The organism is Okeania sp. SIO1H4, from assembly GCF_010672695.1.
GTDB classification, from domain to species: domain Bacteria; phylum Cyanobacteriota; class Cyanobacteriia; order Cyanobacteriales; family Microcoleaceae; genus Okeania; species Okeania hirsuta.
In genome coordinates, this window is the sequence record NZ_JAAHGB010000058.1 from 1 (window position 1) to 24,624 (window position 24,624).

The 24,624-nt window shown below is 35.4% G+C and carries 16 protein-coding genes and 1 pseudogene; 9 read left to right on the forward strand and 8 right to left on the reverse strand.

Annotated features, from left to right (window positions below; translation table 11 throughout):
* The first annotated feature begins 267 nt into the window (after positions 1-267).
* The 3 genes from F6K06_RS26050 to F6K06_RS26060 all read left to right on the forward strand — a co-directional run bounded on the left by F6K06_RS26050 (position 268) and on the right by F6K06_RS26060 (position 2,989).
* Positions 268-654 carry a Uma2 family endonuclease gene (locus F6K06_RS26050; protein WP_275670415.1) on the forward strand — a complete coding sequence of 129 codons (387 nt, stop codon included), beginning with the start codon at positions 268-270 and terminating at the stop codon, positions 652-654.
* Between the two features lie 448 nt (positions 655-1,102).
* Positions 1,103-2,338, forward strand: coding sequence for a gephyrin-like molybdotransferase Glp (glp, locus tag F6K06_RS26055; protein WP_124146249.1), 1,236 nt, complete (start codon positions 1,103-1,105; stop codon positions 2,336-2,338).
* Positions 2,339-2,557: 219 nt separating this feature from the next.
* Positions 2,558-2,989 (forward strand): response regulator transcription factor, encoded by a 432-nt coding sequence (locus tag F6K06_RS26060; protein ID WP_338043220.1) that lies wholly within the window; start codon positions 2,558-2,560, stop codon positions 2,987-2,989.
* A 1,282-nt stretch (positions 2,990-4,271) separates the two neighbouring features.
* On the opposite strand, the gene adhE is transcribed toward F6K06_RS26060, so the two are convergent.
* Entirely contained in the window at positions 4,272-6,935 is a 2,664-nt protein-coding gene (gene adhE, locus F6K06_RS26065) for a bifunctional acetaldehyde-CoA/alcohol dehydrogenase (RefSeq protein WP_124146250.1), read from the reverse strand.
* Positions 6,936-7,737: 802 nt separating this feature from the next.
* Here adhE and F6K06_RS26070 point away from each other — a divergent pair.
* A pseudogene (locus tag F6K06_RS26070) lies at positions 7,738-8,775 on the forward strand (IS630 family transposase).
* A 1,132-nt stretch (positions 8,776-9,907) separates the two neighbouring features.
* Here the strand turns inward: F6K06_RS26070 and F6K06_RS26075 are convergent.
* Together F6K06_RS26075 and F6K06_RS26080 are read right to left on the reverse strand one after the other, a co-directional pair.
* Positions 9,908-10,762: a mechanosensitive ion channel family protein gene (locus tag F6K06_RS26075; RefSeq protein ID WP_124146251.1), complete on the reverse strand. Its 855-nt coding sequence runs from the start codon at positions 10,760-10,762 to the stop codon at positions 9,908-9,910.
* A gap of 377 nt (positions 10,763-11,139) precedes the next feature.
* Positions 11,140-12,270, reverse strand: coding sequence for a hypothetical protein (locus F6K06_RS26080; RefSeq protein ID WP_124146254.1), 1,131 nt, complete (start codon positions 12,268-12,270; stop codon positions 11,140-11,142).
* A gap of 1,394 nt (positions 12,271-13,664) precedes the next feature.
* On the opposite strand from F6K06_RS26080, the gene F6K06_RS26085 reads away from it, so the two are divergent.
* Positions 13,665-14,567, forward strand: coding sequence for a bestrophin family protein (locus F6K06_RS26085; RefSeq protein ID WP_124146255.1), 903 nt, complete (start codon positions 13,665-13,667; stop codon positions 14,565-14,567).
* Positions 14,568-16,269: 1,702 nt separating this feature from the next.
* Entirely contained in the window at positions 16,270-17,784 is a 1,515-nt protein-coding gene (gene malQ / locus F6K06_RS26090) for a 4-alpha-glucanotransferase (RefSeq protein WP_124146256.1), read from the forward strand.
* A gap of 3 nt (positions 17,785-17,787) precedes the next feature.
* Here malQ and F6K06_RS26095 read toward each other — a convergent pair whose 3' ends face one another.
* The 3 genes from F6K06_RS26095 to F6K06_RS26105 all read right to left on the reverse strand — a co-directional run bounded on the left by F6K06_RS26095 (position 17,788) and on the right by F6K06_RS26105 (position 20,728).
* On the reverse strand, positions 17,788-18,687 hold the full coding sequence (locus tag F6K06_RS26095; RefSeq protein WP_124146257.1) for a RodZ domain-containing protein: 900 nt from the start codon (positions 18,685-18,687) through the stop codon (positions 17,788-17,790).
* A gap of 289 nt (positions 18,688-18,976) precedes the next feature.
* Positions 18,977-19,744, reverse strand: a complete 768-nt coding sequence (locus F6K06_RS26100) for a pseudouridine synthase (RefSeq protein WP_124146258.1) — start codon at positions 19,742-19,744, stop codon at positions 18,977-18,979.
* A gap of 849 nt (positions 19,745-20,593) precedes the next feature.
* Positions 20,594-20,728 (reverse strand): hypothetical protein, encoded by a 135-nt coding sequence (locus F6K06_RS26105; protein ID WP_282433604.1) that lies wholly within the window; start codon positions 20,726-20,728, stop codon positions 20,594-20,596.
* A gap of 309 nt (positions 20,729-21,037) precedes the next feature.
* Here F6K06_RS26105 and F6K06_RS26110 point away from each other — a divergent pair, with 309 nt between their 5' ends.
* On the forward strand, positions 21,038-21,814 hold the full coding sequence (locus F6K06_RS26110; protein WP_161564639.1) for a DUF2993 domain-containing protein: 777 nt from the start codon (positions 21,038-21,040) through the stop codon (positions 21,812-21,814).
* Positions 21,815-21,832: 18 nt separating this feature from the next.
* Here F6K06_RS26110 and F6K06_RS26115 read toward each other — a convergent pair whose 3' ends face one another.
* Positions 21,833-22,711 (reverse strand): phosphatidate cytidylyltransferase, encoded by an 879-nt coding sequence (locus F6K06_RS26115; RefSeq protein ID WP_124146260.1) that lies wholly within the window; start codon positions 22,709-22,711, stop codon positions 21,833-21,835.
* Between the two features lie 181 nt (positions 22,712-22,892).
* Positions 22,893-23,495 carry a precorrin-6Y C5,15-methyltransferase subunit CbiT gene (gene cbiT, locus F6K06_RS26120; RefSeq protein WP_124146261.1) on the reverse strand — a complete coding sequence of 201 codons (603 nt, stop codon included), beginning with the start codon at positions 23,493-23,495 and terminating at the stop codon, positions 22,893-22,895.
* Between the two features lie 175 nt (positions 23,496-23,670).
* Between cbiT and F6K06_RS26125 the strand changes: the two genes are divergently transcribed.
* Positions 23,671-23,931, forward strand: a complete 261-nt coding sequence (locus F6K06_RS26125) for a hypothetical protein (protein WP_205127458.1) — start codon at positions 23,671-23,673, stop codon at positions 23,929-23,931.
* 153 nt (positions 23,932-24,084) lie between these two features.
* Complete coding sequence (locus F6K06_RS26130; protein WP_205127459.1) at positions 24,085-24,468, forward strand: transposase; 384 nt, start codon at positions 24,085-24,087, stop codon at positions 24,466-24,468.
* Positions 24,469-24,624 lie beyond the last annotated feature (156 nt).

Sequence of the window (24,624 nt, forward strand, 5' to 3'; positions counted from 1 at the left end):
CTAGCTGGTCGGATTTTTGAAGATGAATATGATTTGGCGATGGCTGTTATAGAGGGTGTAGAAGCTCGCGCTCAACAAGACCAACATACCACAGAACGTTTTCTATTTAATTCTGCCTAGCTACTTACTACTAACTCCTTAGACACTTTTCTCCAACAACCCAATATCGAAACTTCTCCTGCTTGGGAATTCATCCATGGACAATCCAAACAAAAACCGATGCCAACTCTGTTTCATTCCCGCCTCTAACTAAACCTCGTCAACACCATTAATAATAAAACCCAAGCTTATGAAGCCATTCAAGAACTCAGGTGCATCATTCCTCCCTTATCTCCTGTGCCAGATATTGTGGTTGTAAAAAGCGATCGCCTTGGTGATGAAGACGGTCCACTGCAAGGTTCACCGGACTGGATAATTGAAATTCGTTCCCCAGACCAAAGCACATTAGACCTACAGAACAAAATTCTTCACTGTTTGGGTAACGGAACTCAGCTTGCTTGGTTAATTGATATTCAGCGACAGCGAATCTGGGTTTGGGAAAACCAAGAACTACCATTGGTCTTTACTGGAACTGAGATACTCCCCACTCTTGACAATATCTCAGATTTGACAGTGGAAAAAGTAATCGCTATGACCCAACAACGATCAAGCTAGGTTAACCTTAAGGAAACACAACAGTAAAATGAAAAAAATTATTTTCTAAAGCTCAAAAAAAATTTCCCTGGTTGATGGGATTGTATAAGGAAAAAACTGATGATAGTATGTAATTATTGGGATGCTTTCGCCCTTACATATGATTTTTTATTCAATAAAGAAACACAACCAAGAAAGCGATCAGACTCTTGAGCAAACATAAAACAACTAAAAAGCGATCGCCAACTCATTGTGAACGCCTACAAAAAATTCCCTGGTTGATGGGATTGTATAAGGAAAAAACCTATGATAGTATGTAATTATTGGGATGCTTTCGCCCTTACATATGATTTTTTATTCAACTAAAAATCAAGAGAAACTAGAGACCCTTCAACAAGAACAAAAACAACAGAAAAAGGAAGTCAAATACAATCTATAATCAAAATAGTCCAAATCTTATAGATTGAAAATGCTACCAGTTGACCAAGCAGAGTCAATCATTTTAAACCTAGTACAACCCTTAAATACCCAGAGGGATGTAGAAACAGTAGACCTCTTAACCGCATCGGGGCGCATATTAGCCACCCCAGTCACCAGTAAGGTTGATTTTCCCCACTGGGATAATTCAGCAATGGACGGCTATGCAGTAAAATTTACAGATGTCAAAAACTCGAGTCCCGAAAATCCAATAGCCTTGGAAATTATAGAAGAAATTCCAGCCGGGTATCAACCCCAGCAGCAAATTCAACCAGGACAAACAGCTCGTATTTTTACAGGTGCTTGTATGCCCAAAGGATCAGATACAGTAGTCATGCAAGAAGTGACTCAAAGACAAGGCAACAAAGTACTTATCCAAAAAACTCCAAGACCCCAAGAATTTGTACGATATCGTGGTTCATTTTATACCGCTGGTACTCCCTTACTCCAGCCTGGAATTATCTTAGGTGCTTCAGAAATAGCAGTATTAGCAGCACTTCAATGTCCGGAAATAACAGTGTATCGCCCACCTAAAGTCGGAATATTATCCACAGGCAATGAATTAGTCACACCAGACCAACCCCTACAACCAGGTCAGTTAGTAGACTCAAATCAATATGCCTTAGCAGTAGCTGTAGCACAGACAGGAGCAGAAGTAATACGACTTGGTATAGTGCCAGATGAACCAGAAATATTGAAAAAAACCATAGCTGAAGCAATAACAAGTACAGATTTTTTACTTTCCACCGGAGGAGTATCAGTAGGAGACTATGATTATGTAGAAGATATTCTCACCGAGTTAGGAGCAGAAATTCAGATTCATTCTGTAGCAGTTAAACCAGGAAAACCATTAACTGTTGCTAAATTTGCTGATACTCAATGTGTATATTTCGGTTTACCAGGAAACCCCGTTTCAGCATTAGTCAGTTTTTGGCGGTTTGTACAACCAGCGCTGAAAAAATTGGCAGGAGTCCAGGAAGCAGCATGGGGACCAGAATTTGTCACAGCGCGATCGCTTCAAGATTTACATTCCAACGGTAAAAGAGAAACTTATCTATGGGGTCAGCTAAAATTAGGAATAAATGGCCATGAATTTCAACTTGCCCAAGGCAGTCACAGCTCTGGAAATTTAATTAATTTAGCGGGTAGTACAGGTTTAGCAGTTATACCATTGAATGAAACTTCGATCGCGGTAGGCGAGTCAGTACAAGTGTTAAAAATAAGTTGATAGTCATCAACATCAGGAAAATTAAAAGGTAATTATGGAACAATTAACAATCAGTCAACAAGAGCAAACACGAATTTTAATTGTGGATGATGACCCAATGATGAACTTGGGTTAGAGCAAGTTTTGGGTAATTATGCCAATATTGAAATAGTAGGTTTAGCAGACAATGGTAAGTTGGGTGTAGCAGTGGCGGTCGAAAAGAAACCAGATTGAGTGGTTATGGATATTGCCATGTCAGAGCTTGATGGTATAGCAGCTACTCAGCAAATTAAGGAAAAACTCCCAGATACACGAGTGGTTGTACTCACATCTGACGATAGTCAGCAAGAAGTTATGGGTGCATTATCCAGTGGAGCAGATGCTTATTGTGTAAAGGGGGCAAGTGTAGAAAGGTTGATATCTGCTATTACTGCTGCTATAGATGGTGCTACTTATCTCGATCCACAAGTGGGGAGAATGGTTATTCAAAATTTGCAACCAATATTGCCATCGCTTCCAGAAAATTCAGCTAATTTGTCATCTAGAGAATTAGATGTTTTAAAATTGTTGGTAGAGGGTAAGACTAATACTGAAATTGCTAAAGACCTTTTTTTGAGTCCGAATACGATTAAAACTCATGTCATATCATGTCCGGTCGCATCGGTATTGTAAGCGTGAAGGTAAGGAAGAAGGAAGAAAGAAGAGGGAAGAAGGCTTAAAAGCTTGAAAAAACGTAAATTTTCTCTAGATATTCACTCTTGGTTTTACACAAACGCGCCCCAGAGGACATGATATCAAAGGTATTATGAATAAACTAGCAGTTGATGATCGAGTTAAAGCAGCTGTTGTTGCTTTGAGAACAGGTTTGGTGTGAATTTGACTGTAATTTATTTATTTTATAAATAAATTTTTACCTATGAATTTTATTTAACTAGAGGTAGAGGAAAAAATGAAATATCACGCATTTATATCTTTTTTAGAAATTTGTTGGGTGGGAGCTACTCTTTGCATTTTTAGTAGGCAAGTTGGAATTTGGCGCAGACAAGTTAGAAACAGGAAAAATATAGTCGTAAATTATCAAGTTTTCACAAGAAACAGCAGATAAAAATAATTGTTTATCCTTTATCGTCGTGTATAGCAGAAGAAAGAAGGAAGAAGGAAAAACTTGCGTTCTCTGAGCTTTAAGCTTTTGATATTTCCTAACCTTTGCTGCAACTGCTATAAAGGTGTTCAATTAAAAGCCCAAGCATAACTTAATTGTTTGTAGTAGAGCTTCAGACCCAAAATATATCATCAAGCTAAATCCCTACTACTCGCAAGTCCAGTAGGGTCGTGTCAAGCTGAAAATGGTGTATTAAATTTTTGAGTATAATTCTTGCTCTGACTAAGGTTTGGAGAATTTTCCTAAAACACTATTTCAAGCTTGACGCGCTAGTAGTGTCGTGTCAAGCTGAAAATGGTGTATTAAATTTTTGAGTATAATTCTTGCTCTGACTAAGGTTTGGAGAATTTTCCTAAAACACTATTTCAAGCTTGACGCGCTAGTAGTAGACTGACACAGCTAAAACTGTGCATTAGCTTTTTCGTATAATTTCTGTTATGGCAAGGTTTGACCGATTTTTTCTAATGCACCATTTAAGGTGTGTCAGTCCAGTAGGGTGTGTTAGCGGAACAAAGTGGAGCGTTACGCACCATTTTTTTGAGTCTTGTCACCTTAATGTCTCCTGTCTTCTTCTTTCATTCTGACTCCTGATTCCTGACTAATGGGTGCGTTACGCTATCGCTAACAGCACCCTACTAACTTCTACTTTTTGGGAATATCATAAGATTAAAACCTTTATCTATCAATGCTTTGATAGTTAATCAGCAAATCCTAAGTATTCAGGTGGACATGATATGACTCCTGAGCAATAGGTACGTTACGCTATCGCTAACAGCACCCTACTGACTTTCTTCAACCTTGTCCTACTACAGCAGGTGTACTTGGAGAAATAATCACAGCACCATTACCATTCAACTCTCTAGAAGTAGCCAAGTCACCATGATAAGCATTGGTCAACAACTGCTTAATATCACTAATCAAAGGATACCGAGGGTTTGAACCCGTACATTGGTCATCAAAAGCTTGGTCTGCCAAATCTTCCAGTTTAGCAAAAAATTCAGCTTCACTCACAGAGACCACATCTTTAATTGCCTTGGGAATACCCACCTGACTTTTCAGCTCTTCAATAGCAGCAATTAACAAATCTACTTTTTCATCCTCAGTTTCTCCACCTAATAGCAAATAATCAGCAATTTGAGAATAACGCCATTTAGCATTAGGATATTTATACTGGGAGAAAGTTGCTTGTTTGAACGGCGCATTGGTAGAGTTGTAACGAATAATATGAGAAATCATCAACGCATTTGCCAAACCGTGGGGAATATGAAAAATAGCTCCTAACTGGTGAGCGATGGAATGGCAAACACCCAAAAAACTGTTAGCAAAAGCCATACCTGCAATTGTTGCAGCGTAGTGCATTTTTTCTCGTGCTTTGGGGTCATTAGCACCATTGTTATAAGCAGAAGGGAGATATCTAAAAATTAATCCAACAGCTTTCAACGCCAGACCATTAGTATATTCAGAAGCTAAAACAGAAACATAAGCTTCCACCGCATGAGTCAAAGCATCTATTCCACCAAAAGCAGTCAAACTTTTCGGCATATTTAATACCAACTCTGGATCGACTATTGCCATACTGGGAGTCAAAGCATAATCTGCCAGAGGATACTTAATATTATTTCGGCGGTCAGTCACCACGGCAAAAGGTGTAACTTCCGAACCTGTACCGGAAGTCGTAGGTACTGCTACCAAAATAGCTTTCTCTCCCAAAGGTGGTAAATCATAAACCCGTTTGCGGATATCCATAAACCGCATTGCCAAACCTTCAAACTCTATTTCTGGATGCTCGTACATCAACCACATAATTTTTGCAGCATCCATAGGAGAACCACCACCAATGGCAATAATCACATCAGGATTAAATTTCCGCATCATATCCAAACCCCGGTTAACAGTATCCAGGGAAGGATCGGGTTCCACATCATAAAAGATGTCATATTTAACTCCAACTTCATCCAGCACATTTTCTAAACCGCGAGTCATCCCGAGTTCATATATGGGTTTATCAGTGACAATGAATGCTCGTTGTTTACCTGCCAACTCTCGCATGGCAGTAGGTAAGGCACCATATTTAAAGTAAATTTTTGGTGGAACGCGGAACCACAACATATTTTCTCGACGTTCTGCCACTGTCTTTATATTTAATAGGTGGTGGGGTTCAACGTTTTCGCTAACAGAGTTACCACCCCATGTTCCACAACCTAGAGTTAAGGAAGGGTCAAGGCGGAAATTATAGATGTCGCCGATCGCTCCTTGGGAAGAAGGAGTATTAATTAGAACCCTGGCTGTTTCGACAGTATCTTCAAATCGTTTAATATGATCTGTATTGGCAGGAGAAGTATATAGAGCTGCTGTATGTCCACGTCCACCAAATTCTACTAAACTTTCGGCTTTGTCTACAGCTTCTTCAAAGGTATTTGCCCGATACATTGCCAAGATAGGGGAAAGTTTTTCGTGGGCAAATGGTTCTTCTTGATTAATATTTTCTACTTCACCAATAATTACTCTGGTATTTTCTGGAATGGAGAAACCTGCCATTTCGGCAATTTTTTGCACGGGTTGGCCGACAATTTCTGCATTCAAGCGTCCGTTGACTATAATTTTGCCTCTCAGTTTGTCTTTTTCTTCTGGAGTTAAGAAATGAGCGCCTCGGTCGATAAATTCTTGTCTTACTGTATCGTAAACACTATCAACTACAACCACTGATTGTTCGCTGGCACAAATCATCCCATTATCAAAGGTTTTACTGAGGATAATTGAAGAGACTGCCATTTTGATTTCGGCAGTTTCGTCAATCAAAGCTGGAGTATTACCAGCACCGACTCCTAGAGATGGATGACCGGAGGAGTAAGCAGCTTTAACCATTCCCGGTCCACCAGTAGCAAGAATCAATTTAATTTCTGAATGCTGCATCAGTTGTTGGGATAGGGGAAGTGTTGGTTCATCTATCCAACCGATTATTTGTTCTGGAGCCCCTGCTGCAACGGCTGCTTCGAGAACTACCCTAGCTGCTTGGCAGGTACATTTTTTGGCTCTGGGGTGAGGAGAAAATATAATTGCGTTACGAGTTTTGAGACTTATTAATGATTTAAAAATTGCTGTTGATGTGGGATTAGTTGTGGGAACTATCCCGGCAAGAATTCCTACTGGTTCGGCGATTTTTTGAAAGCCAAAAGATTTATCTTCTGCGATGACTCCACAGGTTTTTTCGCCTTTATATTTGTTATAGATTATTTCTGAGGCAAAGTGATTTTTGATTACTTTGTCTTCTACTAATCCCATGCCTGTTTCTGTCGCTGCCATTTTTGCTAGGGGAATTCTCGCTGCGTTGGCTGCTAGGGCTGCTTTTTTGAATATGTAGTCTACTTGTTCTTGAGTATAAGTGGCGTATTTTTCTTGAGCTTGTTTTACTCTTTTTATGAGTTCTTCAAGTTCTTGCTCGTTTGTTACTTTCATATTCTCTCCTTGCCCTAATTTTGGATTTTTCTGGGGCTGGTTTGATATCTGTTTATATTATAGTTCTGTTCTTTTTTTATGGGGTTGACTCGAATTATTTTCTCTATCTTTTTGTACTTTTTTTATAATTGATGACACATTTTTCTGTTGAATATTTAATGAAGTTTAAATTAGCATTAAATTTCAGGTAACTATGATTGTTTTATGTATTTGAAAAAAATATCTTGATCCATAAAACAAACAAAATTTTATGAAAATATTAGAGATTTTCAGTTAAGAGAGTCCGAGAAAATGTGTATAAATAAAATTTGTACAAAATACAATCTCTGTTTTAAATTTTAAATATGAGTCATCAAATTCGGTATAAATTTTGCTTTGTATTTCTACGAACTTGCGTTTTTTCAGGGATTTGGTATACTAAAAAACAATGATATGCTGCCAATTTTATAACTACTTTTAAAAATACTTAAGAAATAATAGGCTGAAACCTAAGTATTTTCGTTCCTTAGATAGCTAGAAAGTAGTAACTGAGTGCTGTGCCATCGCTTCAATATATAACTATTTGTGGAAATCAATAATTTATCCATTTTGACAGAATGAAAATTTTGTGGTAACTGAGTATTTAGATATTCTTACTCTTGACTAAAACGACTTTTAGGATCGGCGAAATTTTGAGATTCTCATAAAAGATAAGCATTCAACAATTAATAATTAATAATTAATATGATATAGCATTCCTAAATAGGTCGTCATAGATATTATAGTAATAATAATCTCTCCACTTAAAAGAAAAAAAGTGAATATTCTACAAGGAACTAGATGATTTTATCAATCAAACATGCATAGGCCAAAGAAATTCAAAGAGCCTGGGCGGTAAAAATGATTTTGTCGGGAAAATCCTACCATGAAGTCAAAGAATTATTAAAGGTTGAAAAGAGTTTTATTAGTGAATGGAAAAACCAAGCACTATTTCACGGCGTAGAAAGTTTAAGGCTTCAATATAAAGGAACACAAGGTTACTTAAAGGCCGAAGAAAAAGAGCAAATAATTGAGTGGTTAAGGGCACAAGATGATCTCAGATTATCAGACAAACCAAAACTATTTACAGAAGCAATATAATGTAGTTTTTGAATCTAATCAAAGTTATTATAATTTACTTAAAGAGGCGGGAGTAAGTTGGAAAAAAACTCCAAAAAATCATCCCGCTAGAAATGATGAATTAGTGAAAGCTAAAAAAAAAGAAATAGAGGAAATGTGGGTAAAATGGCCACCGGAAATCGAAGCTGGAAGCCTGAGAGTGTTTATGATTGATCAATGTAATCTTCGGGCGGGGCGATCTCTGAGGCGATGGTTGGGGAACAACAGATGAAAGAATAGAAATTAATCTCAAAAATGAAAAAGAAAGACAGACTGATTATGGAGCCTGAGACTATCAAAGTAAAGAATTTATTGTGCAAGAATTTGAGAGTGGAAATACTGAAAATACCATCGAATTTATCAAATATTTGCAAAGCGCGAAGGCCGGGTAAAAGATTGGCAATATTTTGGGAGGGAGCAACTTACCATAAATCTCAATAATTTCGAGAATATTTGATGTTAATTAATCAAAATTTATCAGAACGAAGAATGGTTGATACATGGTACAAAGTTGGCTCCAAATGCTCCGGAGCAAAATCCTGTTGAAGATATTTGGTTACCAGGCAAAAATTTCATCATAAAATATGATCATTTTTGCAATTCTTTTAAAGTAGTTAAGTGGCTATTTAAGTTTTTTGCATATGGTCAAATATTCGATTTCCCAAAGCTTTTTCAGTATGGAATTTTGCCAGAACCTATTTAGGATTACTATAGTTTTTTAATTGCGGTTTAATAGCACCTCTGTACTTCTGATATTTTTGGCTATTTGTTCTGTCTAATTGTTTTTCAGACTTTGCTATTAGGTTGCTATAGATGTTCAAATTAATCAGAAATCAAATGTTAATCATCAGTATTTTTTTATTATTTTGAAGTGTAGAATGTGGATTTATAGATTTTATTATATTGATGCAGCAAACTCCAAGTATATGAAGTATAGATATTAACAATTAAATATTTGTAGTGCGAGCATCTTGCTCGCTATGGGTGTATTTCACAAAAGTGGAATCTGCTATATATTATGATTTATTTTTTGTCAATTATTCAGGGAAAATATACCCAGGAACTACTCTACTTTTTCCGGGTAAGATCGAGTCTTTTCTACAAAGTATTAAAGAAACTGGATATCTTTCAATTTGTAAGCATTCAGCTATTAGCATTCAGCATTCAGCTTTATTCAGCTTTTGAAAATATTCAAGCAACTACGAAGGATAGCTGGTAAACTTTTTCTTTCCTGCGGAGTTGGGAAGCAAACATAACTGTTAATTAAGGTTGGCTGAAAAAGTCTTTTAGTAGGGGTAGGAGACAGGAGATAGGAGAAATTGGAATTTATAGGAGGTAGGAGCTAAGTTTTGTCAGAGTGATTTTTCTGCCCAACTATGCGCATAAAATACGCTCCTTTTTGAGCGTGAAGAGCTGAAAAATTTGCACTTTTTAAAGGCCCCATAAAGGCTTTAGCCTTTATATGTCAATGCTTTTAGATTTAATCAGCAAGCCCTAATTATCCTTGGAGACTAATTCCTCCTTCGGTGCGATAATTAGTTAATAACTCATAGCTGATAACGTAGTTCCTCTGTAAGAAGCTAGCTGACGGCTGAATGCTTACTTTAATTTCTCCCCTACTCTATAGAACCCATTTGATATCTCTAAAAATTTAGGTGATCGCTCTTATTACTGAACTTAAGCTTATGTCTTTTCCTCAAAAGACATCTCCAATCATCAAAAATCAAATCAATTATCGTAGATAAATCATCAATTATTTCCCTCTACTCCCTACTCCCTACTCCCTATTTTCTGGAGAGAGCTAAAAGATACGGTTAGGGGTTCTATATTTACATTTACTCTTGACTAAAATTACTTTTAGGGTAATTAAAATTATGTTTAGCAAAAGCTTGTTTAACTCGCCTCACTAAATCGGTTTTGTAAACATATTCATCCCTAGCATCTATAGGATAAGACTTTAAATGATATTGAGTTCCCCAAGGTTTTTCCTCAACTAATACACTAACTGGAAGTTTTAATTGAGTGTACTTACTGGTATAAGCAGCCAGATGTAAAATTTTAATAACCAATTCAGAATCGACTCCATGAGCCAAATAAAAATCAGTTGTGACTTGAGCTTCTAAAGCACCATTATTAGCATTAGATATCGGCTCATTCCAAATTTTGTTATGGGGAATAAATATCAGATTATCTTCAACAGTTTGTAAACGTATTCCCCGCAAATCATAAGTAATAATTTCGCCATAATTTTCTCCAATTTGAACTCTATCTCCTACTCGATAAGGAGTTTCAAATAGAGCTACTACTCCAGCAATTAGAGAACTAACATAATCTTTAAAAGCAAAACCTAAAGCTACAGCAATTGTTCCGGTTATAGCTAATAAATTTTCAGTCGAAAGTTTCAAGAAAAGACTCAATATATATATTGTGGAAGTCAATAAAATTAAGGCTTGTAGAAAAGGCTCTGATTGTTTGGCTGCTGCTCGAAATCTTAAAGGAACTCTTTCTGATAACCACTTACTCAAAAATTTAACGCTAATAAGAAATCCATAAGCAAGAGCTAAAGCAATTACTGTTTGTAGAATAGTCCGAAGATTTATATCTTTGATACCTATTCCATCTAATCCTGGCGCTACTGTAAGTAGATGAAAATGAAAAAAGAATGTTAATCCTAGATAGTTGAAAATCATTATACCTCTTGCAAAAAAATTAATTAGGGTTTGCTGAAAAAGTTTTTTAGTAGGGGTAGGAGACAACCCACCCCTCGCCCCTCCCCCTCCCAGGAGGGGAGAAATGGGAATGAGCGAGGAGGTAGGAGCTAAGTTTTGTCAGAGTGATTTTTCTGCCCAACTATGCGCCTAAAATACGCTCCTTTTTGGGCGTTTTAGACTGAAACAGGCGCACTGCAATTCGACCCCAAAAAGGCACTTGTCTTTATATGTCAATGCTTTTAGATTTAATCAGCAAGCCCTAATTAAATCAATTCAAGATATTAAATCAGCAATTTAATCTCCCCATTCCCTATTCCCTATTCCCTATTCCCTATTCTCTAATTTATGCAATAAATCTATTCTATTAAATCAGTAATAAAGTTATAGTTTTTTAAATGCTTACGCAGCTTTGGATAATATGTAGGATGAATAGTCAACAGATTATTCAAACGTTGAATTACTCCCATGCTTAATAATTTTTGAATTTGGAATTGAATTCTACTTTCAGACTCTCCCAAACTCAAGGCAAGGTGAGATAAATTAATTTCTTTGTGCAAAAGCATAGAAAATAAAAGATAGCGATCGCTACTGCTTAATTCTGGTAAATCTAATGATTTAATTTGATGATACTCTACTAAAATATTCTCTTTTTCTGTTTCTTGAGAATCAAGATTTTCCGTATTTATCATACTCAAAGATTTTAGCCATAATTGAGAAGCTGCTGAACTTAAACCTTGAGAAGTATGGGATAAATAATCAAAATATTCTTGCATTTTAGCAACTTGTTTTTCTTCATCTAGGTCATTTTTTTGAAACTCCATCTTAGTAAATACAGGAGTTAGCCATTCCATAAGTTCTTCTCCTGTCATAGTCGGTAATAATAGAGTTTTTTCAAAGTAAGAGTTAATATTATAAATATAATCAAGATACTGCCACGTTAAAGAATTACAACCAATTAACCAAAATCGAGAATTATCTTGAAAGATTCTATTTCTTAAAAACTCAATTCCATCCAAACCATGTATGTGTCGTAGAAAGCAAAATTCCAAACAAGGAATAACTATTAATTCCTGAAATTTGCCAGAATTACCATCAACATCTAACCTTGCAGACAGACCTAAATCATTTTGTAATTTGGAGACAATTTTCAGGAAATCTTTAGGTCTATTTGACCAGGATAATAATTTTATATCTTTGACACTTTCATGACTCCAATTAACTAAAGCTGTCTGGATAATTTGAGATAAAGGTTCTATAGAACTGCTGAGAATTACCAGTTCATTAGCTTCTGGATTTTCTTGCCATTGGCATAATGCTTCTTCTAAAGTAGATTGCAAAATTTTGACATATTTAGGATGACAAGGCAAAGCCTGAATTTGTTGATTTAAACCAGAAATAACATTTTTTGGGAGTTCATTAAATTCATTCTCAATTTCCTGGAATGGAACTTTTATAAACAGAGATTTTAATTGATAGAAAGTTTGCATAATTTTATTAGTATTCACATCGGAGTTGTTATAGCAGGGAACAGGGAACAGTAGGAAAAACATTTCTCTGTCTAAAGAGCATTGTCAGTCTGTGTCCGCACTCTATCTGTCTATTGCTATATACTATGTCCATTTAATAGCTATCAAGAAATAATATCTTAGAAAGTAATGCCTTTGAAGGTCAGATGAATAGTGAATATAATTTTAGCTTGCACTCGATCAATTAAGTTGAATAGCTAGAAAAAGAAACAGTATTAAGTAAATGGGCATCAATAAACGTTTTCTACAGAATGCTGCGCAAAAAAACTAAGAATCTGAAAATGAAGCCAGAATGCAGTTTTCAACCTGATTTTCAAAGTTTTGAATTTACATCGCTATTCTACGGATAATTAAACACACTTACTTAGCAATGGATAATGCTTAGATTTGCCAGAATAAAAAACTATGTAATCAGCAAAAAAAAATAGAGGGGAAAAGGATAAATAATATTCTTTTTGCCCACTTACTCACCACAATTAAATCAAATATAAACATTGTGAATATTTATCAAATATAAATGATTAGAACCTTCAGCTTATGAAAGTTATACCAATTTTCTCAAGTCAAACTACACATAACTTGACACCTTAGTTTTCAAGATTGATATAGCGTTTCTCAGGTTAGTGCAGGATGGCGGAAATAACTGACCAGTTACAAAATCGCGGGAACAATTACAAATCAAAAATGATTGACTTTTAACTTCCGCGTAGCAGCACTAGTGAGGTACACTCTTGTATTAACTTGACTATTGCCTGTTGCCTGTTGCCTGTTGCCTAAAGCTTAAAGTTTTGTACCTCACGCTTTTTGGGAATTGCTATAGATACTTTTACAAGCGTTGTTTCAGTTTATGAAATTGGTATTATTTAAACTTAGCAAAAAAAGTTTTGATTAATTTGGATTCAAAATATACAATTAATTTTATGTAGGTACTTACCTCAGTAAATGTTATTATGAATATTTTTTGAGCTTTTGTCAGAGATACTCTACCCCAAGAGCACAACCAAAGTGCAGTGAGGTTTATATGGGTATTTTTAATTTCTTTATTATTGCTTCAGATTTTTGTTTCTCTTGGTTTTAGTTGGATAATGGAGAATTTTTTATACGGCGATCGCTGATCCGCTGTTGTTTGTTGTGGCATCTCTATGATTATTGCTGGTAGCTTAACTTCAAGAGTAGAAGCAACTACAACTGAGGAAGAAATACCAGAGTCTCAGCTTTCATCTCAACCGAGTTAATCTGTAGTTGCTTTGACAAAAAGCTTATAAACTTCTACTCTTTTACCGAACTATCAAGCCTAGTCAACTTTTTCTATGGTAATTTGAATTTATACACCACTAACGACTTGTTAAGTAAATATGGCTTTTCGTAACAGAAACTGGATAGAATTAGTATTTACATTAAAAGGCTCAGTAATACCCAGAGTTTGGCAACGAGTAGTAGTTGCAATGACTTTTTCTTTAATAGTTACCATTATTTATCAGAGTGGTCTTATTTGGATTCATCAACCAATTTTAGCTAGTTTAATCCCCGGTGTTGTTTTAGGTTTGTTATTAGTTTTTAGAACAAATACATCTTATGATAAATTCTGGGAAGGGCGAAAACTGATTGGGGGAATAATAATTTCAGGTCGGTCTTTATCAAGACAAATGTGGGTAAATATTCCTGAAAAAACTCCAGAAGATACAGAGGAGAAGAAGGCAGCAGTTTTACTTTTAGCTGGTTTTCTGATGGCAACAAAATTACATTTAAGAAATGAAAGTATCGATGGGCAACTTCAGTCAATTATTAGCAATAATCAATATTTAGAACTGAAAGAAGTTAATCATATACCTCTGAGAATTGCTAAATGGATTGGAGATTATTTCCGAAAAATCTACGATCTTAATTACATAGACAGTATTCAGCTATCTACTTATAATCAAATTTTAGATTTAATGGTAAAAGATAAAACTGGCTGCGAAAGAATTTTAAATACGCCTATTCCTTTAGCTTATGCAACTCACTTAAAACATTTATTATTTTTGTATTGTTTTGCTCTACCTTTTCAATTAGTAGCTGATTTATCTTGGATAACTATTCCTGCTACAGGAGTAATTAGCTTTGCTCTATTAGGAATTGAAGCAATTGGATTAGAGATAGAAAATCCTTTTGGTTACGATCCGAATGACTTACCTTTAGATAATATGTGTAATCGACTTTTGTGGGATATTGAGGAGTTAATGAGTTCTGATTCTCGAAAAGAATATTTAGTTGAGTAAATATAGAGAATACTTTCTCGTATTTAAAGCTGTGAACAGAAAATTGAATGCTTGATAAAACGAGGAAATTTGTAACTGGTAGTGCCAGATAATTAAGATAATTTTTAGTCTAAAAAAAATTATATGGGCGATTTTAAAACTAATATGCTAACCCTATAATTTCCTCAAATTATCAAATCATTAAAAGTCACAGATGAAGTTTGTAGAAAATGATTATCTTATTAATTAAGATAATTTTTAGCCTCAAAAAATGACATGGAAGCTTTTAAAACTAATATGCACACCCTATACTTTCCTAAAAGTATAAAACAGTCAAAGTCACAGATAAACTTTGTAGAAAATGATTATCTTAGTCATATAAAAGCCATTTGGAATATTAGCTAATGTTGGGATTTTTGGCCTAAAAGTTAGGATATTTATATTTAATTAGGCGTTGCTGATTCTGGGTATGATTTGATAATTTTGTATTTGGGATTTTTTACTTTGGATGGTTTGAACTACTTGTTAATATTAACTTTTCCCAGATCCGGTGTTCCCTGTTCCCTGTTCCCTATAAACCTACTTTCATACCTTAATTCAGCAATGCCTTTAATTACATAATTAATATAAATATCCAACAATCAAAAATCAAATCAATTATTGCACTCTTATTCATCAATTATTTCCTCCTACCCCCTACTCCCTACTCCCTATGGGTGGAGTAGATGCTTCATATATCCCAAATTGGTTCTATAAATTGAACCCCAATGAATATCAAAATTTTAGGAAAGTAACTAAAAACAGTTAGCTAAGTATGTAGGCATGAAAAGAATTAAGTATTTAACAAAAAGTAAAGTAGTTCCTAAGCCTTTTCCCTTCTGCTTTCTGCCTTCCTCTAATGATAAATTTTAACACCTACCTACTTATTAGGATGTGGAAATAATTTTTATAACATCAAGTATAAAAACTGTAATTAATACCACAATTTATTATCTCCTATAAAAATTTGGCGTTGCTGAAATGTAATGGTAAGTAGCTGAAGGTAAAATTGAAAAACTTATGTTTTGCGTTGATACTTAATCTAAAAATCATTACCATTCAGCAACGCCAAATTTTTAATATTTTACAGCAAATTAAAGCATAAAACTTTGTACCTTATCAACTCAAAAACATAAAAACTGACGGGAGAAAAGTTCCCGGAAGATTTATCCCCTGGTTGAATAACAACACGCGGGCAATAAAGCGGAGTAAAAGTATGCTATACAAGGAATACTCGCTAAAAACAAGGTTTGTCGCCATGACAAGACCGCACTTTGCGGTGAAATTCCGGCGGACAGGAGGCGGGGACGATGCTTCCTACGACGGCTGTTTGCGCAGCATTCCGCAAGAAAAGCAAGCAACGCAGCTAGAGCAGCGATTTATAGCTCCAATATCTTGAGTAAAACCACTCGTGAAAGCTACAAAAAAAGTAAGCTCACAGCTAGATTTAGGTCTATGCCGAGGAGTATAGAAGTCTGCCCTTCAGGCTTTAAGCAAATGTGGATTTATGAGGGGCTGTGTGCGGAAGTAAATTCCGCACTTTAAACACCCCGTCCCATTTGCGGTGGATTTGCCACAGAATCCAGGGTATTTCAACCCCTGGAGATGTCAATACTGTAAAATAAATTTTAAGCTGGTATTTCATGCCAGCAATTTTTTTGATTAATATTTTCTAGGTTTAGCTATGCCACTTTCAAGAGCTAGCGGTATTCTACTGCACCCTACTTCCCTCCCAAGTCCCTTTGGAATTGGCGACTTAGGTAACGAAGCATACAATTTTGTCAACTTTTTAAGAGACAGTGGACAGCAAATTTGGCAAATTCTACCACTAGGACCAACAGGTTTTGGTAATTCTCCCTATCTAGCTTATTCAGCAATGGCAGGAAATCCCCTGCTAATTAGTCCAGATAAATTACTAGACCAGGAATTACTCAGTGAGGAAGACTTATCTAATTTGCCAGAATTTCCAAATGACCGAGTAGATTTTGATTTAGTCACAGAATTCAAGCGCTCTTTACTACAAAAAGCCTACGATAATTTTAAAATAAAAGAATCTGAGGAAAAACAAGCATTCTATGATTTTTGTGCCAGTAAAGCTTTTTGGTTAGATGATTATGCTTTTTATATGGCCCTAAAAGAAGCCCACCAAGGAGCTAGTTGGCATACCTGGGATCAAGAAATTGCCCGTCGTCAACCAGCAGCATTAAAAGAATGGCAGCAACGTTTGGCCGATGAAATTCAGTACCATAAATTCGTTCAATTTGAGTTTTTCCAACAATGGGATGAGCTGAAAAATTATGCCAATGAGCAAGGAATAAAAATCTTTGGCGACATTCCTATATATGTTGCCCATGATAGTGCTGATGTTTGGGCACATCCAGAAATATTCTGTCTAGATGCAGAAACAGGTGAACCATCTTTGATGGCAGGTGTCCCCCCAGATTATTTTAGTGAGACTGGTCAACTATGGGGCAATCCAGTTTATCAATGGGATAGATTAGAACAGGAAGATTTTTTGTGGTGGGTCCAACGTATTCAATCAATGCTTAATAAGGTGGATTTGATTAGAATTGACCACTTTCGTGGTTTGAAAGCTTATTGGGCAGTGCCACAAGGTGAAACTACAGCCATAAATGGTGAATGGGTCGAGGCACCAGGTGAGGCTTTTTTTGAAACTATTAATGAAAAGTTAGGGTCTCTGCCAATTATTGCTGAGGACTTAGGGTTGATTACTCCTGATGTCGAAGAATTGCGCGATCAGTTTGAACTTCCTGGTATGAAGATTCTGCATTTTGCTTTTGACTCAGGCCATGAAAATCCCTATTTACCCTATAACTATGTTTCCCCTAATTGGGTTGTTTATACTGGCACTCACGATAATAATACTACTGTGGGCTGGTTCAATAACCGTTCTCCTGAAGAACAAAAACGAGTTACTCGTTTTCTTGGTTGTACTTGTGGTAATGGAATTCATTGGGATTTAATTCGTTTGGCTATGTCTTCGGTGGCTTCTATAGCAATTTTTCCCCTACAAGATATTTTCGGATTTGGAGAAGAAACTATGATGAATCAACCTGGAGTTGCTGAAGGAAATTGGAGCTGGCGCTATCAACCGGAAATATTAACTTCAGAGGTAAGTGATCGCCTTAGAGAAGTCACAGAAATTTATGGTCGTGAGCCACAAAATGAAGATTCATAGTTTTTAATTTTTAGTATTGCTGGACTGGGAAATTTTAGTATTAGTAGGAGTAAAAACAACTTCTTTTACTTCTCCTGTTTTTCCCAGTTGCATAGTTTGTCCGTTATTAATAGGTATTAATATTCCTCCAGCGTTTCCTGCAAAGAAAACTAATTGTTCTTGAGCTTCCCAGGTCTTTTGAGTGCCCTGCACTAAAGTACCTTCAAATGCTATTTTTCCATCTATTTTTATTGATACCCAGGAGTCTTCTTTGACAATTACACTCACTGCTAAAGATTGTTTTTTATTTTGTTTTTCTAACTTTGCTGTTGTTATTTGATCTGTAGATTTTTCATCAATTTTAATATTACCTGAAGATGCCTGAGCTAAATCACTTTGATTTTTTTCTTTTCTATAATTATTAATTTCAGATTTTTTCCCTAGTATATAATAGCTACTCATTAGACGAGGCAACAAACTAACTGACAATAAAACAATAGATAAATATAAGAAGTAGAGATGATGTGGTCGTAGCTGAGGTATTGATAGATTGAGGAGAGATTTTTTGCTAGTTTCTTGAGTTTTTTCAGTCGGAAACAGATTTGCTAATTGCTCTCCATTTAATCCCATAGCATCTGCATATCGCTTGATTAAACCTTGGATATAAACAGGCTCAGGTAGTTTTTCTAGATTACCTTCTTCTATAGCTTTTAGCAAATTAATTCTAATCATTGTTACTATTGCCACTCTTTCTAAACAAATAGAATGTTTCTCTCGAAATCTTTTTAATTTATATCCTATATCTACTAATGTTTGGTTTTGTTTTTCTTCAAAAGAAAGTTCCTTTTCTTGATGAAAGCGTTTGTTAAATGGTAATAAAAAGAAACTGTTTTTAATATTTTTTATTGCTGTAAAATTTACCATTGATTTAATTTATAAAAACTATTACTTTTGTCATAATGAGAGTGATACTGATAGGATAATAATTAATTTGTTGATATCAATAATATTCTTGATTTTCCGTCATCAATTTAATCATTAATTTTAATTTTATAACTCCTAAATATATTGCTCATACTATTGTTTCAAAAGCTTGATACTAGATGTATTGCGATAAAATCAGCAAGATTTATCTAGAAAAAATTATGAAATTCTATGTGGATGTTTTGCTTATTATACCCACTTAACTCCAACTCTTAAAACTCTCTAAGTTTTAGCTTAATTGAGAACTTTTATTGATTTGGTCATGCAAAAAGTTAATTTCAAAATCTTTTAGAGGTCGGTAATGACCACTAGGCAAAACAGACTCTCCAGGTACCTGCAACTGGATTTGGCCAATTGCAGTACGGTGTAGTTTCACAACAGGATGTCCTAATTTTTCTGCTACTCTACGAATTTGCCGATTTCTACCTTCAGAGATAACCACTTCTAAAAGAGTTTGAGAATTATTACTTTCTTCTAGGACTTTAACTCGAGCAGGTAAAGTTTTTTTACCAGATAAGATAATACCCTGACGCCACAATTTTAATGTCAATTCTTGGGGATGACCTTCTACCCATACTTGATAAGTTTTGGGAAGACAATGTTTGGGATGGGTCAAACAATATGTGACTCGACCATCATTTGTGAGGAGTAATGCTCCTGTAGAATCTGCATCTAAGCGTCCTACTGGATGAATCCCCTTTCCGTTTCTCAGTTCTGAACTTAGAATATCTAGAACCTTACTACGTCTACTAGGTTCCGAACAAGTGGAAATTACTCCTATCGGTTTATTGAGCAATAAATATATAGATTTAGGACGGTTTTCTGGTCGGAGGGGCAAACCGTCAACTTCAATGCTGTCCAATTCCGGATTGGCTTTTTCACCTAATGGGATAATTATACCGTTCACCCTTACTCGTCCAGCTATAATCATTTGTTCGGCTTGACGTCGAGAGGCTATTCCCCACTGAGATAATATTTTTTGTACTCTTTCAACCATATTTTTAAGTTCATCACTTTTGTCGATTCAGATTATTAGTCAATATATATAGCAATCATATTTCAGTTGTAAGATTTTAGTGGTAATCAGGAGTCAGCCCTTAAAAGTCAGAATATAAAAGGATTTTGATCGATCTTAATTGTTCTTAAATATCTCAAATATCTCATAAATCATTCCTGATTGCTATAGCAATCCTCAAAGCAACATATAGTTTTTAGCATTTTAATTTGAGATATAAACATAAAATCATATATTTGAAGGAGCGACTGAACAGCAAGTAGACCAGTTAAAGTTTGACAGAGTTCATAGTTTCTGGCAATAGAAAAAATGACAGTTGCTAAAGGCAATTCCCTCAAGGGATAAATAGAGCTAAATGTATAATTTTGAGTTATTAGGAGTTTTCTATCGCTCAATTAATCAAACTACTTGGAGTAAGCAGAATAACTTTTGACAATTGGTTAACTTGATGGGATAACAGAGGGTTTTTCGGGCTATATATATTGAAAAGTAAGAGGCAGAAAAACTAAGTTAAGTCATTCTAGGCAGAGGAGTCGGGGAGTAAGGGAGTCGGGGAGTCGGGGAGTCGTGAGCATTTTATGCTTATGAGAATTGGTCTTGCTTACACCAAATTAATATAAAGTTGCATAGAACAATATTTTAATCAGGCGTTGCCTGTACATTAAAGAAAAACTTGTTAATAAATTTCATAATTAGGGCTTGCTGATTAAATCTAAAAGCATTGACATATAAAGACAAGTGCCTTTTTGGGGTCGAATTGCAGTGCGCCTGTTTCAGCTCTTCACGCTCATGCATGGAGCGTATTTTAGGCTCATAGTTGGGCAGAACAATTCAAGGGACAATTGTTACTCCTACCTCCTCGCTCATTCCCATTTCTCCCCTCCTGGGAGGGGTTAGGGGTGGGTTGTCTCCTACCCCTACTAAAAGACTTTTTCCGTAAACCCTAATTATGTGCCATCGACACACCCAATATCTACCACCTGGTAGTTTTCACTCATGTTGACTACAGTAAAAATTATAGATATACCTAAAGTTTAATAAGTTGCAGAAATAGTTGTATTCTATGTTAATGAAAACTGCTATAAATACCCGAAAAAAGTCCTAGAAAATTTAGAATTTTCCTACTTGGCCATTGCCTAGCCCGAAATTGCTAGATATACTAGCTATTTCAGAAGCTAATTTAGCTTGAAAAAGATACCAAATGGCTTCTATATAATATTCTCCGTCTCTGGAAATAATTACAAAACTGACTATACTAACCTAATGGTGTCTTTGATGAATAAAAATTTACCAGAAGTGAATCAAATTTCTGATTCTGATGTTGCTATTAGAAGTCAAGATGAAATATCAACTACAAGAAAAAGTAGAATTGTTAGTAGATTTTTATCCCCTGCATTGAAATTTTGGTTAAAATCTCAACTAGAACAGGTAGAACAATTAAAAGTTCTGATTGAAGGTGGTGATCGCCAAATTCTTACAGGTAAAATTCCGCAGGTTTCTGTTGCTGCTTCTAATGTGGTTTTTCGAGGATTAAATTTAACACAGATAGATTTATCTGCAACTGGAATTAAGATTAATATTGGTCAAGTTATCAAGGGTAAACCATTACAAATATTAGAATCTTTTCCTTTATTTGGTAAGCTTAAATTACTACAATCTGACTTTAATACTAGTCTACAATCTCCTCTGTTAGCTCAAGCGGTCGTTGAATTTTTAACTCCATTATTACCGCCAGATTTTTTAGAACAGCTAGAACAACCAATTAGTTTGTATGACCAGAAAGCTGAATTTTTTACAGACAGGATAAATTTATTTGCTAATTTTTTGTCTACATCAGATGAAAAGATTTCCTTAACTTTGCATACTGATTTGAAGCTTGCTAGTAGCTCTGAACTATTGTTAGACAATCTAGAGATTCAGATTTTGCACAAGGCTAGTTATGACTTTTCAAATAATATCAAAATTGACTTAGGCTCTGATGTTGAACTAAAAGAATTAACATTAAATTCTGGTCAACTTAGTTGCGAAGGTCGTTTAACAGTGAACCCATAACTCCAACCATACTAAACCCTAAGTATTGAGAAGTGGTAAAAGTAGAGTAAAAAAATAATATATGAGGGGTGCAGTAAAAACATAACTATCCGTGCGGTCAAGAATCCCTCCGTGTCCAGGAATTAGTTGTCCAGAATCTTTCACACCTGCATCTCGTTTCATCATCGATTCAGTCAAATCTCCAAGTAGACTGGCAATTCCTACTACTAAACCCAAAACAGCACCTGTCCAAGGCAAACCAGGCCAACCTAAGTACCAAGAACCTAATGTCGCGACTACTATACTACCCACAACACCAAACACTGCACCCTCTACAGTTTTTTTGGGGCTTATTTCTGAAAGTCTAATTCGGCCAAAGAATTTTCCCACAAAATAAGCACCAATATCAGCAGCCCATATACAGCAAAAACCAAGTAGAGTAAATGTTAGGCTCTGAGACCAACTCAAAGGGTCTATCCATGAAATATCCCAGTAATTTCCTAGTGGAATTATTTGAGGTGTCTGTAACTGAGCTTCTAGTCCAACTCTGAGTCTAATCCAATAACTCGGCAGATATCCACCATAAAATAGACCTAAAATTGATGATGCGATATCAGCGATCGTAGCTAATTTTGGCTGAAATAGTAGATAAAAACAAATTAGAGTTCCTGCTAATGTAAATATAGCATCTACTAAATCAGGAGCTAGGGCAGCTACTACCAAAATAACTTGACTTAATGCTAGGGTGGTTTTGGCTGCTGGTGCAATACCTTTGGTGCGTGCTAGTTGAAAATATTCTTGTTGGCCCAGGTAAACGATCGCTCCCATACCTACTGTAAACCACCATCCCCCGAAAATAATCATTCCCAAAGCAACAGCGATCGCCACTAATCCACTAATAATACGAGACCAAGACATAATATGTACAAATTCAGATAAAATAAATGATCGGTTCAGTTTTTGCTCCAATAATGCAGCGTTAAATGTTCCAGTAATTTAATATCTAATTATTATAGACATTTAATTCACTGATAATTATTACTTAATTTATAAATCTATATATTTCAATGTATTGTATAATTTCAGATTAGAGTAAAATTCAGTCTATTTTCTCACCACTAAGGATAAATATGGGATTAATTGCTGCAAAGGTTTGATGTATACCTCTTGTCTCTAAACGATTCAGTGCCGGTTGAACTACTTCTACATTGCGAACCTGTAAATCAGCAAAACTTTCAGAAATAGCATAAAGACTTTCTAGATTAGCAGCAGTGGCGATGACTCGACCTTGGGGTAACAATCTTTTCCAAACTTCTTGGAGTATGGCCTTGATGTGACGACCTCCCTCTATACAGACACGACTGGGCGCTTCGGTTAGACTATCTAGACATTCAGGAGCACTACCTTCGACTACTGTGACATTCTCTACTCCGAAGCGATCGCAATTTCTCCGAATTAAATTTGCTACTTCTTCATCCCTTTCTACGGCAATAATTCGGCCTTGAGGACATATTAGACCTGTTTCGACGGGAATAGTCCCTGTTCCTGCACCAATATCCCAAACAATAGAGTCTGATTGTAATCGTAAATAAGATATTAACAGTAAGCGGACTTCTCGCTTACTCATGGGAATACCAGGTAAACGTTCAAATAAGTCATCGGAGATACCTGGAGTAACATAAGGCCAAAGTGGAGAAGACATAGGAAAATTTTTTTTAGCAGTAATTTAGAAAAGCGGTTGATATTTCGGTAGACTTCTTGCAGAAGTTAGGGAATAGGGAATAGGGAATTGTTGATTTAATATAGAATCCGGTTATATAGTATATGTTGATAATTCTATAATTACTTCAATAGAGTTGTCCAGCTACAATTAAGATATGAAACTAGTTGAACGTCATGTTATTACAAAATCACATTATTGGTGGTCAGAAATAAATCACAAGGCTTTTTTGTCGAAAAATTTGTTCAATTTAGCTAACTATTATTATCGCCAATATTTCTTTGAAAACAAAAAGAAACTAAGCTTTAATCAACTGTATCACAAGGTATCTAAGACGGATGATTATCAAGCTTTACCTACCAAAGTAAGTAAGCAAATAATCAGGAGATTAGACTCAGTAAGCCCTAGTTATTTTTGAGCTTTAAAAGAATGGAAAAAACAGCCAAGTAAATTTTTAGGAAAACCGAAAATTCCCAAATATAAACATAAGACAAAAGGCCGAAATCTTCTGCCCTATCCTCATGAATCAATTTCTAAAAAAGCCTTAAAAAAAGGGATTTGTCACTTATCCATGAGTGAAATAAAAATCCCTACTTCACAGACAGAAATAATAGAAGCGAGAATTATCCCCAAAAGTAGCTGTTACATAATAGAAATAGTATCTGAAAAAGCGGAGTCAACAACAGAAAATCAACAAATAGCAGGAGTAGATTTAGGAGTAAATAACTTAATACCTGTAACGACAAATCAAACAGGAACTTCACCTCTCTTGATTAAGTGCAGACCATTAAAAGCCATTAACGCCTTTTATAATAAACAACGCTCTTATTTACAATCTCAATTAAAAAACAACCACAATCAAACTAATTCTAATCGGTTAAAAAAATTAACTCATAAACGAAATTGTCGAGTAGAAAACTATCTCCATACAGCAAGTAAAAGAGTAATAGATTAGTGTGTAAACCATGAAATAGGAATCTTAATCATTGGGTAGAATCAAAATTGGAAACAAGAAATAAAATTAGGGAAAAAGAACAATCAACAATTTGTTAATATCCCTCACTGTAAGTTAATAGAGATGTTAACGTATAAAGCCCAATTAAGAGGAATA

Coding starts and splice junctions, on each gene's coding strand:
- glp (WP_124146249.1), top strand. CDS start 1,103: ATGCTACCAGTTGACCAAGCAGAGTCAATCATTTTAAACCTAGTACAA.
- F6K06_RS26060 (WP_338043220.1), top strand. CDS start 2,558: ATGGATATTGCCATGTCAGAGCTTGATGGTATAGCAGCTACTCAGCAA.
- adhE (WP_124146250.1), bottom strand. CDS start 6,935: ATGAAAGTAACAAACGAGCAAGAACTTGAAGAACTCATAAAAAGAGTA.
- F6K06_RS26075 (WP_124146251.1), bottom strand. CDS start 10,762: ATGATTTTCAACTATCTAGGATTAACATTCTTTTTTCATTTTCATCTA.
- F6K06_RS26080 (WP_124146254.1), bottom strand. CDS start 12,270: ATGCAAACTTTCTATCAATTAAAATCTCTGTTTATAAAAGTTCCATTC.
- F6K06_RS26085 (WP_124146255.1), top strand. CDS start 13,665: ATGGCTTTTCGTAACAGAAACTGGATAGAATTAGTATTTACATTAAAA.
- malQ (WP_124146256.1), top strand. CDS start 16,270: ATGCCACTTTCAAGAGCTAGCGGTATTCTACTGCACCCTACTTCCCTC.
- F6K06_RS26095 (WP_124146257.1), bottom strand. CDS start 18,687: ATGGTAAATTTTACAGCAATAAAAAATATTAAAAACAGTTTCTTTTTA.
- F6K06_RS26100 (WP_124146258.1), bottom strand. CDS start 19,744: ATGGTTGAAAGAGTACAAAAAATATTATCTCAGTGGGGAATAGCCTCT.
- F6K06_RS26110 (WP_161564639.1), top strand. CDS start 21,038: ATGAATAAAAATTTACCAGAAGTGAATCAAATTTCTGATTCTGATGTT.
- F6K06_RS26115 (WP_124146260.1), bottom strand. CDS start 22,711: ATGTCTTGGTCTCGTATTATTAGTGGATTAGTGGCGATCGCTGTTGCT.
- cbiT (WP_124146261.1), bottom strand. CDS start 23,495: ATGTCTTCTCCACTTTGGCCTTATGTTACTCCAGGTATCTCCGATGAC.
- F6K06_RS26125 (WP_205127458.1), top strand. CDS start 23,671: ATGAAACTAGTTGAACGTCATGTTATTACAAAATCACATTATTGGTGG.
- F6K06_RS26130 (WP_205127459.1), top strand. CDS start 24,085: ATGAGTGAAATAAAAATCCCTACTTCACAGACAGAAATAATAGAAGCG.